Source organism: Rothia terrae (assembly GCF_012396615.1).
Lineage (GTDB): Bacteria > Actinomycetota > Actinomycetes > Actinomycetales > Micrococcaceae > Rothia > Rothia terrae.
On the sequence record NZ_JAAXPV010000001.1, the window covers coordinates 39,846 to 52,655 of the forward strand.

General features: G+C 51.3%; 10 protein-coding genes. 1 reads left to right on the forward strand and 9 read right to left on the reverse strand.

Going from position 1 to position 12,810, the window contains the following annotated elements:
• Positions 1-30: 30 nt before the first annotated feature.
• The 4 genes from HF984_RS00175 to HF984_RS00190 form a co-directional block, all read right to left on the reverse strand.
• A complete protein-coding gene (locus HF984_RS00175) occupies positions 31-804 on the reverse strand; it encodes a fumarylacetoacetate hydrolase family protein (protein WP_168613663.1) in 774 nt (257 codons plus the stop codon).
• Positions 805-931: 127 nt separating this feature from the next.
• A complete protein-coding gene (locus tag HF984_RS00180; protein ID WP_168613664.1) occupies positions 932-2,035 on the reverse strand; it encodes a branched-chain amino acid aminotransferase in 1,104 nt (367 codons plus the stop codon).
• A 110-nt stretch (positions 2,036-2,145) separates the two neighbouring features.
• Positions 2,146-3,210, reverse strand: coding sequence for a 3-isopropylmalate dehydrogenase (locus HF984_RS00185; protein WP_168613665.1), 1,065 nt, complete (start codon positions 3,208-3,210; stop codon positions 2,146-2,148).
• A gap of 146 nt (positions 3,211-3,356) precedes the next feature.
• Positions 3,357-4,262: a hypothetical protein gene (locus tag HF984_RS00190; protein ID WP_168613666.1), complete on the reverse strand. Its 906-nt coding sequence runs from the start codon at positions 4,260-4,262 to the stop codon at positions 3,357-3,359.
• A 116-nt stretch (positions 4,263-4,378) separates the two neighbouring features.
• Between HF984_RS00190 and HF984_RS00195 the strand changes: the two genes are divergently transcribed.
• Positions 4,379-5,431, forward strand: coding sequence for a hypothetical protein (locus HF984_RS00195; protein ID WP_168613667.1), 1,053 nt, complete (start codon positions 4,379-4,381; stop codon positions 5,429-5,431).
• Between the two features lie 65 nt (positions 5,432-5,496).
• Here the strand turns inward: HF984_RS00195 and metG are convergent, their stop codons facing one another.
• From metG to HF984_RS00220, 5 genes are all read right to left on the reverse strand, one after another.
• Positions 5,497-7,035 (reverse strand): methionine--tRNA ligase, encoded by a 1,539-nt coding sequence (gene metG, locus HF984_RS00200; RefSeq protein ID WP_168613668.1) that lies wholly within the window; start codon positions 7,033-7,035, stop codon positions 5,497-5,499.
• A gap of 95 nt (positions 7,036-7,130) precedes the next feature.
• On the reverse strand, positions 7,131-8,726 hold the full coding sequence (gene serA / locus HF984_RS00205) for a phosphoglycerate dehydrogenase (RefSeq protein ID WP_311241671.1): 1,596 nt from the start codon (positions 8,724-8,726) through the stop codon (positions 7,131-7,133).
• A 279-nt stretch (positions 8,727-9,005) separates the two neighbouring features.
• Entirely contained in the window at positions 9,006-10,034 is a 1,029-nt protein-coding gene (ilvC, locus tag HF984_RS00210) for a ketol-acid reductoisomerase (RefSeq protein WP_168613670.1), read from the reverse strand.
• A 137-nt stretch (positions 10,035-10,171) separates the two neighbouring features.
• Positions 10,172-10,681: an acetolactate synthase small subunit gene (ilvN, locus tag HF984_RS00215; protein WP_168613671.1), complete on the reverse strand. Its 510-nt coding sequence runs from the start codon at positions 10,679-10,681 to the stop codon at positions 10,172-10,174.
• Between the two features lie 5 nt (positions 10,682-10,686).
• A complete protein-coding gene (locus tag HF984_RS00220; protein WP_168613672.1) occupies positions 10,687-12,525 on the reverse strand; it encodes an acetolactate synthase large subunit in 1,839 nt (612 codons plus the stop codon).
• Positions 12,526-12,810 lie beyond the last annotated feature (285 nt).

Below are 12,810 nucleotides of genomic sequence, written 5' to 3' on the forward strand. Positions count from 1 at the left end.
TCTCTCTACGTTTAGAGGTTTACAAAAAAATTAGCGACGGAAGGTATTGACGAGAGCACCAATGCCCTCAACTTCAATTTCGACTTCGGAGCCTTCATCCACGCGTCCTACACCAGCGGGGGTGCCGGTAAGAATAACGTCACCGGGCAAAAGTGTGAACATCTCAGATGCGGCAGCTACGACTTCTGCAACGGAGAAAACCATATCTGCGGTAGTACCGTCTTGCTTCAAATCGCCATCTACCCAGGTCTGAATAGAAAGATCATCGGTCTGCAACTCCGTTTGGATCCACGGACCCAGCGGGCAGGCGCCATCAAACCCTTTAGCACGCGTCCACTGAAGGTCTGACTTCTGGGCATCGCGGGCAGTGAGGTCGTTGGCAACGGTGTAACCGAAAATGATTTCGGGAACTCGCTCGACCGGTACCGACTTTGCAATGCGGCCAATCACGACGGCGAGCTCGCCCTCGTAAGAAATGTCCTCAGACCATTCCGGCAAAGTCACGGGATCGTTAGGCCCAACGACTGCGGTGTTTGGCTTCAGGAAAAACTGGGGTGACGTGGGTGTTTCGTTGCCCAGTTCTGATGCATGATCGTGCCAGTTACGAGCAGCACCAATCACCTTGGAACGAGGAATAATCGGCGATAAAAGACGCACATCTTCAATCGAAAACTTCTTATCGGTAGGCTGGACGCCACCGTAAAAAGGATCACCGGAAAGAGCAGTGAGAGTTTCTTCACCCTGCTCCCCTTCTACAACACCGAAGTAGAGTTCATTATCTACAGTAAATCGAGCAATACGCATACTCTCTAGGCTACCTAAAGTTCAGCCAACCCCACCATTGATGAGCTTGTTTTCACTGTTTTCGGGCAAAGTTCACACCAAAAAGGGGCTGCAGAGATGATTCTCCGCAGCCCCTTGCGTTTAAAGATTAGACCAGTTTGGTCAACCAGCCGTGACGATCTTCAACAGCACCGGTTTGAATGCCAACCAGCTCATCACGGATTGCCATGGTAACCTCACCGTTTTCACCGTCGCCGGCAGCATTAGGAATCTCAAATTCAGCCGACTTGAGCTTACCAATGGGCTGAATAACAGCAGCGGTACCGCACGCAAACACTTCGGTGATATCGCCAGTTGCCACGCCTTCGCGCCACTGCGTCAGAGTAATAGCTCGCTCTTCAACGCTCATACCGCGATCTTTGGCGAGTTGCAGAATTGACTTACGGGTAACGCCTTCAAGAATGGTGCCGGTCAATTCGGGGGTAACGATTTTGTTTTCTTTGCCGTAGACAAAGAAAACGTTCATGCCACCGAGCTCTTCGATAGCTTCTTCGCGGTTAGAATCCTTAAAGATGACCTGCTGACACCCGTGCTTTTCGCCTTCTAGCTGAGCAATCATGGATGCTGCATAGTTGCCACCGCACTTTGCGGCACCTGTACCACCGACGCCTGCACGAGCGTAATTTTCTGACAGCCAAATATCTACCGGCTTTGGGGTACCGAAGTAGTTACCGACGGGAGAGCCAATCACCATGAAGCTCACTTCGTGTGAAGGACGCACGCCCAAGTACGCTTCTGTCGCAATCATGAAAGGACGAATGTAGTAGGCCTCGCCCTCGCCTGAAGGTACCCAGTGCTCATCGATGCTAACGAGTTCTTTGACAGCTTCAATAAAGGTTTCTTCAGGAAGTTGGGGTAATGCCAATCGCTCAGCTGAACGGTTCAGACGCTTAGCGTTTTCTTCGATGCGGAAGGTCCACACTGAGCCGTCGCTGTGACGGTAGGCCTTAATACCTTCGAAGATTTCTTGTCCATAGTGGAAGACAGCCGCAGCAGGGTCGAGAGTAAGAGGCCCATAGGCGTGGACGCGCGCGTTCTTCCACTCTCCCCCGTCTTCGTAGGTACCCTTCCAGTCAATAGTGACCATGTGGTCCGAGAAAAAGTTACCGAAACCGGGGTTCGCAAAGATTTCTTCTAGCTGTTCTTTTGATGCGGGATTAGGATTGGGTTCTTTTCGGAATGAAACCGTCATGATTACGACTTACCTTTTCTAACAAATTGAACGTTGGTATTACTACCACCCTACTCGTGGTCAGCAGATTACCGATACGTCAAAACCAAAGTATGAATAAGTATTGAGCGCTATTTTTCACCGGTCAAAACTGCAATGATGTCGTCACCGGTAGCATCGGTGCTGCGAGTTTCACCAATGTGCTGAGCGAGATCTTTTTCAACGGCCTGCTCAATTTTCGCGCCTTCAGCCTCAAAACCACGGTGCTTAAGCAGTAGCGCAACCGCCAAAATCGCTGCGGTGGGGTTAGCGATGTTTTGTCCCGCGATATCCGGTGCAGAGCCGTGAACAGGTTCAAACATGGAGGGGAACTCACCCGAAGCATTGATATTTCCGGATGCGGCGTATCCGATACCGCCGGTAATAGCACCAGCCTGATCAGTAATGATGTCGCCGAACAGGTTATCGGTTACAATGACATCAAATCGGGCGGGGTCCGTTGTCATAAAGATAGTTGCCGCGTCAATGTGCAGGTAATCGGTTTGGACATCCGGGTATTCTGCGGCAATCGCATTGAAGTAGCGTGAATACAGTTTTCCGGCATTCACCAAAACGTTGGTTTTGTGAATTAAAGTAAGCTTTTTACGACGCGTTTGAGCCAGTTCAAAGGCATATCGCACTAGGCGCTCAACGCCGTGGGCGGTGTTCAGCGACACCTCAGTTGCGATTTCTTGGTCGGTATCTGCACGCAGTCGTCCGCCATTACCTACATAGGGGCCTTCAGTGCCCTCACGCACCACCACAAAATCAATCTCACCGGGGTTGCTCAACGGTGAGGTCGCCCCGGGCAAGAGTTTGGAGGGGCGCAGGTTAATGTAGTGGTCGAATGAGAACCGAAGTTTCAACAGCATTTCGCGTTCGATTAGACCGGATGGAATATCAGTTGAACGAGGATCAGCGCCTACTGCGCCAAACAAAATAGCATCGTGCTGACGAAGCGCGTGTATGGTGTCCTCGGTGAGAGTCTCCCCCGTCGCACGCCAGTGGTCAGCTCCCAGAGGGTATTCACGCTGCGCGAGGTCAATATCAGATGAGGACGCAACGGTCTGCAACACTCGAAGTGCCTGTGCCACTACTTCGGGGCCGATACCGTCGCCGGGAATTACTGCTAAATTTAATGAACGGGTCTTACTCATGTTTAAACCGTAATACTGCACACAGAGTTTCACCCAGACTTAGCGTCGGCGTCCCAGATGATGAACACATTCACCAGAAACGGTTGATGCTATTTCATCAGCATCCACCGCATAGAGATGTTTATTCGTGCGACAAGAGCATCGGTTTATGAATTACTCGCACTGGGTTGGCTCGCAACAGGCGCTGAAGACTTCGGATCGTTTTTATCCTCTTCGACTCTCTTCGACGCGGTCTCATGAATTCTCTCGAGCTCAGAACCTACATTCTTTACTCGTTTGTACGCGCTTTCATAATATTTACCTGCCAAGTCATTGACCGACTGGTTGAAACTTATATCCTCACGACACTGAGCATCAGCAGTCGCCTGTCTTTTCTGCTCATCCAGCTGAAAATTGTTGGCAGCGGTTACAGCACTATTCGTATCCGTCAGGTTCGGGTATCCTGCATCGTTCATACACTGCGACCATTTTTCTTGAAGCTTGGTGTATTCATCATCTTCTAGCACCTTATCTCGCACAGAATGCACGAAAGATGGCGCCAATTCGGCCGCTTTCAAACCGTCTTCTACGCTTCCGTAGATGTAGTTCAAGCTCTCGGCCATACACCCATCGGTGGGGATATCACCCGATGAATATTCAAGCAAAGTGGCGGATGCGGTGCCGTTTTTCGCATCACCGAAATAGGCTTTCTGGCCAGCCTTGTCAGAGCTATCCAAAGGAGTGCGATCAGCGTCTTTAGCCAGCTGATAGCCGTGATCTTCGGCGTCATCTACTGTCAGGTTCGTACCCAAAATTTGGTCGATAGAATGCGGTTGAATCTGAGGCAGATAGGTGCCACCGCGCTTTTCTACGCAACGCTGGGCGAATTTTGCGCGCGCCTTTTCAGCGTCCTCAGAAGGTAATACCCAGCTCTTAAATTTGTCGATATGTTTCTGGTTAGTTTTTGTAGCCGCTTCTAGATCATTTAGATTTTCGGGTGCAGATGAACAACCCGAGACTGCAAGAATGCCGATAGCTACAACAGCCGCCCAAGAACTTTTAGAAGTGACCATTCTTACCGTAAAACTCCAACCAAAAAACTCGTACCTGATACGCCCTAACACACTACACTAGATAACTGGTTTAGAAATTCGACTATCTCACACCCCACAAGAGACAAAGCTGGTTTATGCCTCACTCCTCAAACGCAACTGAGACAACTTTTTCCCCTTCTCGCCGCTCCCTCATGTTCGGTGCTCTGGCCACCGGTGTCGGCATGGCAGCAGCTACAACTACCGTGGCTACAGCGACCGAAGCCGCCGTAGAAACACCCACTTTTAAATACCCCAGCCCTCGGGGTTTCTCGCTAGCGCTGTGGGGAAGCTCCACCATCGAAAACGCCCATGTAACCCAAGGTGTGCCCGCGGGACTCGATGCAAAACTTGAAACTTCACTCAAGACCCTTTTAGGGATCGATATTTTCAATTTCGGACGCGGCGGTGAGACCTCGTCTAATATCTTGGCTCGTCGCGGTGTTGGCGATGCCCGCTACCGCTTAGCTTTTCCCGATAACAAAATTCCGGCTTCAGGAACAGTGAAGGTCACGCTCGACTCTTCAACCACTTCAACCTGGAACCAAAACACAATCTTCCCCGGTTACGTGCAAGACATTCCTGGAACCCTCACCGCAATCAAAGAATCAGAAGGTGCCTATTACTTCACCCGTTCCGTTGATGGCGAAGAGCGATATGCGCCTGCTGGTGCGGCCTCAGAATTTTATTCGCGTCAAGAAATGATGTCTCGGGCGTCAAACCACATCATCCAAATCGGCAGAAATAATCTCAATCAACTGGATCAGCTGAAAAAAGACACCAAAGCTGCCTTTGATATGGCTCCCAAAACAACGCTAGTCATGGGGCACTTCCCTGCGGGCAAACAAGCTAAAGACTCTGAAAACCTCAAGCAGGTTTCTGCATATAACGCATGGGCAGCTGAGACCTACGGTGATCGTTTTCTAGACACCATGGACTGGTTACGCGAAAAGTCCCAAGAATCGTGGTTGCGCTACGGCGATCTTCAGGGATCAGATGTTTGGAACTCCCCCGATGACCGTAAAGATTACGAGGACGGTAACGTACCCCGCTCGCTCTATGCTGATGACTTTTTCCACCTCAATGGTTGGGGCTACCTAGTCCTAGCGCAGATGATGGCAGCCCGAGTGAGCTACCTAGGTTGGGCATAAGCTACTTCATAACGGGTGGGGCTGGTCAACATAGTTGACCAGCCCCACCCGTTTTTAAAGGTTATTTAGTTTTTAGGCTCTTCATAACGCGGGAAGATGCCTGAAGGAGCAGGAAGCTCCGTTCCGGGAACAAGAGACTTGTTCAGCTGAGCGAACTGACGCGCATCCGGGGATACGGCCAGCAGATCTAGCATTTTAGCCATCGAACCGGGCATCACCGGCTGCACGAGTGTAGCAACCACACGAATCACCTCAGCCGTTACGTACAGAACGGTCTTCATGCGATTTTCATCGGTCTTGCGAAGTTTCCACGGTTCTTGAGCAGTGAAATAGCGGTTAGCATCAGCGACCACATGCCAGATGCGCTCTAAAGCCTTGTGGAAAGCAAGCTCATCGAAATCTGCTCGCACGGGCTCATACAAGCTGTACGCTGCATCGAGCATGGCGCGGTCTTCAGCAGTGAACTCACCAAACTCGGGAACCTTGCCCTCACAGTTTTTAGCAACCATTGAGAGCGAGCGCTGCGCCAGATTACCAAGATCGTTAGCGAGATCTGAGTTGATGCGGTTTTTGATTGCTTCTGCCGAGTAGGATCCGTCTTGACCAAAAGTCACTTCGCGAAGCAGGAAGAAACGCAACGGGTCCAGACCGAAGGTGGAGACCAAGTCAGAGGGGTCAACGACGTTACCCACTGACTTCGACATTTTTTCGCCATCAACTAGCAAGAAGCCGTGGGCAAAGACGCGCCTGGGTAGTTCTAGTCCTGCTGACCACAAGAAAGCGGGCCAGTAAATAGCGTGGAAGCGTGAAATGTCCTTACCAATGACGTGGTAGTTCGCTGGCCAGTATTTAGTGAACATTTCACCGTCAGTATCGGGGAACCCGATGCCGGTGAGGTAGTTGGTGAGCGCGTCCACCCACACGTACATCACGTGCTTGTCGTTGCCGGGCACAGGTACGCCCCAGTCAAAGCTGGTGCGGGAAATTGAAAGATCGTTGAGTCCGTCTTTCATAAATCCGGCAAGCTCGTTACGGCGTGACTCGGGGTAGATGAGCCCTTCGGTGGCGTACAGTTCTTTCAAACGATCAGCGTACTTGGAGAGGCGGAAGAAGTAAGATTCTTCTTCGGTCCATTCCACCTCGGTGCCGGTAGTGACGGAATAACGAATACCGTCGCGTACCTCGGTCTCGTCTTCAGCGTAGAAGGCCTCATCGCGTACTGAGTACCAGCCTTCGTACTTATCGAGGTAGATATCGCCGGCTTCTTCCATACGCTTCCACATCTCTTGTGACGCGGTGTAGTGGTCTGCGTCTGTGGTACGAATGTAGCGGTCATAGGAAATCTCGAGGGCATCGTCCATTGCTTTGAACCTCGCAGCGTTCTGATCTGCTAGTTCTTTAGCGCTCATGCCCAGCTTCTGAGCGGTGGTCTGCATTTTCTGGCCGTGCTCATCGGTACCGGTCAGAAAGCGAACGTCGTATCCGTCAAGACGCTTAAATCGCGCCATGACGTCCGTTGCAATGTGTTCATAAGCGTGACCGATGTGAGGGTCACCGTTGGGGTAAGCAATTGCGGTGGTGATGTAGTACGGCTGTGAAGTCATAGTTCTAACTTTACCGTGTCTTGTATGGTTCATTGAATTTGTGAATACAAAAAGAGCGGCTGAACTCCGTGAGAAATTCAGCCGCCTATCTCTTGCTAGTCAGCGAGGTTGATATGGGCGGCGCGGGAAGCGCTCACTACCTTCTTGATTGATTCAATGACTTCTGCAGGGGCTGCTGAGTCAAGAGCAAGAACCGAGACAGCGCGATTGGTATTTTCGTCGCGCGATACCTGCATTCCTGCAATGTTGATGGACGCGGTACCTAGCAAGGTGCCCATCGCGGCAATCATTCCCGGGCGATCTTCGTACTCTAATACCAGCATGTAGTCGGTAATGGGAGTTTCAAAGTCGTAGCCGTTGATATTGGTGAGTTTCAGAATGTGTTTCGGCCCAGTGACGGTGCCGCCCACTACGATATTTTCGCCGGTGGAAAGTGTTCCGGTGACAATCGTTTCGTTTCTGAAGTACTCGGTTTCGGCGGTAGTCTCAAGATCAACTTTGACGCCGCGCTGTTCAGCAATAACCGGGGCATTCACGTACGAGACCTTGTCAGAGACAACATCCGTGAAAACGCCTTTCAAGGCAGAAAGCTTCAACGAGGTAACGTCCTTGGTCGCAATTTCGCCAGCGACCTTCACTTCAACACGGGTCAATGCTTCATCTTTGCTCAACGCAGTCAAAATGCGACCGAGCTTTTCAGCCAAAGGAACACCAGGGCGAACGTCCTTATCGATAGATCCGCCCGCGATGTTCACCGCATCCGGCACAAGGTCGCCTTCTAGAGCCAGACGAACAGAGCGAGCAACTGCGATGCCGGCCTTCTCTTGAGCCTCAGTAGTTGATGCGCCCAGGTGAGGAGTAGCAACAACATTTTTCAATCCCACGAAGGGAACATTTTTTGCAGGTTCTTTCACAAAAACGTCAACAGCTGCACCAGCGATTTCTCCCGCTCGTAGAGCAACATCAAGATCTGCCTCATCGATGAGACCACCACGAGCAACGTTGACTACGCACGCGGTATTCTTCATCTTCTTGAATGATTCAGCGTTGAGCATTCCCATGGTGTCAGGCGTACGCGGCATATGGATAGTCACGAAGTCACTGCGCTCAAGAAGCTCATCAAGATCAACGAGCTGAGCGCCAAGCTGCGAGGCACGTACCGAAGTGACAAAGGGGTCATAAGCAATGATATCGGTGCCAAATGCACGCAAACGCTCCGCTACTAAAGCACCAATTCGTCCCAGACCAATGATGCCGATTGTCTTTTCGTACAGTTCAGTGCCAGAGTATTCAGCGCGCTTCCACTCCCCTGCTTTCATAGATGCATCTGCAGCCGAGATGTTACGAGCAAGCCCGAGAATATGACCTACAGTGAGCTCCGCTGCCGAAATAATGTTGGAGGTTGGCGCATTGACGACCATGACGCCCGCAACGGTAGCGGCTTTGATATCAACGTTATCCAAACCCACACCTGCGCGAGCAATAACCTTCAATTTGGATGCTGCGCCAATAGCCTCAGCATCAACCTGCGTGGCAGATCGCACCAAGATAGCATCAACATCAGTGATTGCCGTCAATAGCTGATCCCGGTCAGAACCGTCGGTCTGACGAATCTCAAAATCGGGTCCTAATGCATCCACCGTTGCCGGTGAAAGCTGTTCTGCAAGAAGTACTACTGGTTTTTCAGTCACGAGAGTGTTCCTTATAAGAATTCTTCTGTAAAAGTTCGAAACGATGCGTTGACGAGCAGGTATCTCATAAAAATCAACCTCACGAACGTCAACCACACATTCACGATATAGACCGTGGGTTTTGCATCGGTTCACCATTTACGGCCAATGCACACCCTCTGAAAATTGTGGTGGTGTCTGCACACCATTAACACGATATTACGCGCTTTATATACAGACAGCCGGTCATCTGAATGCTCAAATGACCGGCTGCCACTAAAAATTACGCTGTCGCTGAGTTTAGCGAGCTACGCTACCTTCAGTGTAGTCGTCGCTTACCTTGTTCCATGAAAAGAGCTTGCGAAGTTCGCGACCGGTGGTTTCGATGGGGTGTGATTCACCTTTTGAACGCAGTTCCTTGAATTCAGGTGCACCTGCAGCCTGATCTTCCATAAAGCGCTTTGCGAAGGTACCGTCCTGAATATCTGACAGAACAGCCTTCATGTTTTCCTTGACCTCGGGTGAGATTACACGGGGTCCTGAAACGTAATCGCCGTATTCAGCGGTGTCGGAGATTGACCAACGCTGCTTAGCAATGCCGCCTTCAATCATCAGGTCAACAATCAGCTTGAGTTCGTGCAGTACCTCAAAGTATGCGATTTCGGGCTGGTAGCCAGCTTCGGTGAGAACCTCAAAACCGTACTGAACCAGCTGTGAGGTACCGCCGCAAAGAACTGCCTGCTCGCCGAACAGGTCGGTTTCAGTTTCTTCGGTGAAGGTAGTCTCGATAGCGCCTGCACGAGTTGCGCCCAAGCCCTTAGCGTATGCCAGTGCCAGCTCGAGAGCCTTACCTGACTCGTTCTTTTCTACAGCAACGATGGCGGGGACGCCGCGTCCAGCCTCAAATTCACGGCGCACGGTGTGACCGGGACCCTTGGGTGCAACCATTGCCACGTCTACGCCTGCGGGAGCTTCAATGAAGCCGAAACGGATGTTGAAGCCGTGCGCGAAGAAAAGAGCATCGCCTTCGTTGAGGTGAGGAGCGATCTCGTTCTTGTAAACCTCAGCCTGAACCTGATCCGGAACCAGGATCATAATCAGATCAGCTTCCTCAACTGCATCAGCTACTGAAAGTACACGCAGGCCTTCAGCTTCTGCCTTTGCGCGTGACTTTGAGCCTTCAGCCAAGCCGATGCGAACGTCGACGCCTGAGTCGCGCAGGTTGAGCGCATGCGCGTGACCCTGTGAGCCGTAACCGATGATTGCAACGGAACGCTCTGAGATGTTCGCCAAATCAGCGTCGTCGTTATAGAAAATCTTTGCTGCCATGAAAATGATCTCCTTGAAATAGATCGAACGGGTATGTGCTACCTGTTTCTAATGGTATTAGGTTCACGATGTTTACGCGTTTTTATAAATACTCGTCTTATATTTTGAACTTTTTGTAGTCACATCGTGAAATATTTTTAGTTTCGAAGGGTCTTCTCGCTCATCGAACGCGGTCCGCGTCCCAGTCCGATGGTTCCCGCACGTACAATTTCACGCACACCAAACGGCTCAAGAACATCCAAGAAAGCATTCAGCTTCTCAGCCGAACCAGTTGCCTCAATGACAACGGATTCAGTAGACACGTCAACCACCGCTGCGCGGAACAAGTCAGCTGCCTGGGTAACCTGAAGTCGAGTTGCCGCGTCCGCGCGAACCTTAATCATGATGTGATCACGCTGAACGGAGGATTCTTGAGGAAGTTCAACAATCTTTAGAACATGCACCAGCTTATTGAGCTGCTTTGTAACCTGTTCCAGCAAGATTCCATCGGCATCGACCACTACAGTAATACGCGAAATTCCTGGAACTTCAGTATGACCCACGGCCAGTGAGTCAATATTGAACATACGGCGGGCGAAAAGACCTGAGACGCGTGCGAGCACACCCGGCTTGTCTTCTACTAATACGGAGAGTGTATGACTGCTCATCGGCCTTAGTCCTCTCGGTCGAAATCGGGTGAAGTGTCTTTAGCGATTTGGATGAGGTCGTTGGAAATACCTGCCGGCACCATCGGCCACACCATGGAATCAGGGCTCACGGTGAAGTCAATAACAACCACGCGATCGTTGATCTCCAGAGCCTGCTTGATGACGTCATCAACGTCGTCGTCATTTTCGCAACGCAGAGCAACAGCACCATAGGCTTCTGCCAACTTCACAAAATCAGGGATGCGCGCGGTACCGTGACCGGTATTCAGATGAGTGTTGGAGTAGCGACCATCGTAGAAGAGAGTCTGCCACTGACGCACCATACCCAATGATGAGTTATTGATAATCGCAACCTTGATGGGAATGTTGTTTTGCACGCAGGTCGCCAATTCCTGGTTGGTCATCTGGAAGCAACCATCGCCATCGATTGCCCATACAACGTCTTCGGGATGCGCAGCCTTGACGCCCATCGCGGCAGGAACGGAATAACCCATGGTGCCCAGACCAGCTGAATTAATCCAGTGACGCGGTTTTTCATGCTCGATAAAGTGAGCAGACCACATCTGGTGCTGGCCAACGCCTGCTACATAGTAGGCATCCGGGCCGGTCAAAGCGCTCAGACGCTCGATCACGTGTTGCGGCTGCCCCAGCCCATCGGGAGTTGCGGTATAACCCAGCGGGAAATTCTTAATCCAGCTGTTGAGCTTGTTCCACCACGGTTCAAGATCCTGCAACCCCTCAGAAAATTCAGTGCGGAGAATCTGATTGAGCTCGGGCAAAACATATTTGAGATCGCCCACGATAGGCACATCAGCGTAACGGATCTTTGAGATTTCTGCGGGGTCAACGTCAATGTGAATAATCTTTGCATCTGGTGCAAAGGTATCGACCACGCCGGTCACCCGGTCATCAAATCGTGCGCCTAAAGTCACCAACAGATCTGATTTCTGCATAGCCGTCACTGCAGGCACAGTTCCATGCATACCCGGCATACCCAGGTTCTGCGGGTGTGAGTCGGGGAAAGTACCGCGCGCGGTGAGGGTTGTTACAACGGGGGCACCGGTAATCTCTGCCAGCTGGCGCAGTTCATCAGCCGCTCCTGCACGTACCATGCCACCGCCCACATACAACACAGGACGCTCTGCCTGAGCGATGAGTTTTGCGGCCTCGCGGATTTGCTTTGAGTGACCGCGGGTGACGGGGTGATAACCGCGTACATCAGTGGTTGGTGGCCACGAAAAATCCATCATTCCCTGCTGTGCGTCCTTGGTGATATCGACAAGGACGGGGCCGGGACGGCCAGTAGAAGCAATGTGGAAGGCTGTTGCGATGCAACGCGGGATCTCTTGCGCATCACGCACCATGAAGGAATGTTTGGTAATTGGCATCGTCATACCAACAATGTCAGCCTCTTGGAAAGCATCGGTACCAATAACCTTTGATGAAACCTGACCGGTAATTGCAACCATCGGCACAGAATCCATGTTGGCATCTGCCAAAGGAGTCAACAGATTAGTCGCACCGGGCCCAGAAGTCGCGATGCAAACGCCGACCTCTCCCGTAGAGATAGCGTAGCCCTGAGCTGCGTGCCCTGCTCCCTGCTCGTGGCGCACCAAGATGTGGTTAATAGCGGTTGAGTCCAGCAGCGGGTCATAGGTGGGCAAAATAGCTCCACCTGGCAAACCGAAGACAGTCGTCACGCCGAGTTCTTCAAGAGAACGCACAATAGCTTGAGAGCCAGTCATCCTCTCAGTCGTTGATGTTTTCTGCTGTGCATCAAGACTACGACGGTCGCCAGTCTTATTGGCTACTGCCGCGGGGGTTATAGGGTTTCCCGTAGTCATGTCACGTCCTTATTTTCTAACCTGTTGTTCCTGGTGTGCGTTGATAAGGAACAGTTGCTCGAATCGACCCGTGTGTTTGACGTGCAAAACTTACAAAAAAACCCTCCGCTAATGTAAAGCGAAGGGCGCATCGTCATGTGAACACAAAAAATAGTTCTAGGTAGCGCGCCCTATGGCACAATCACTAGAAGAATTTCAACGGCTTCAATACGGTGCTGTTTCATGCTGTCCAGTATTCTCTGTGCGGTGGGACACTGTCAAAGCTATCTCACATTACAAGATTTC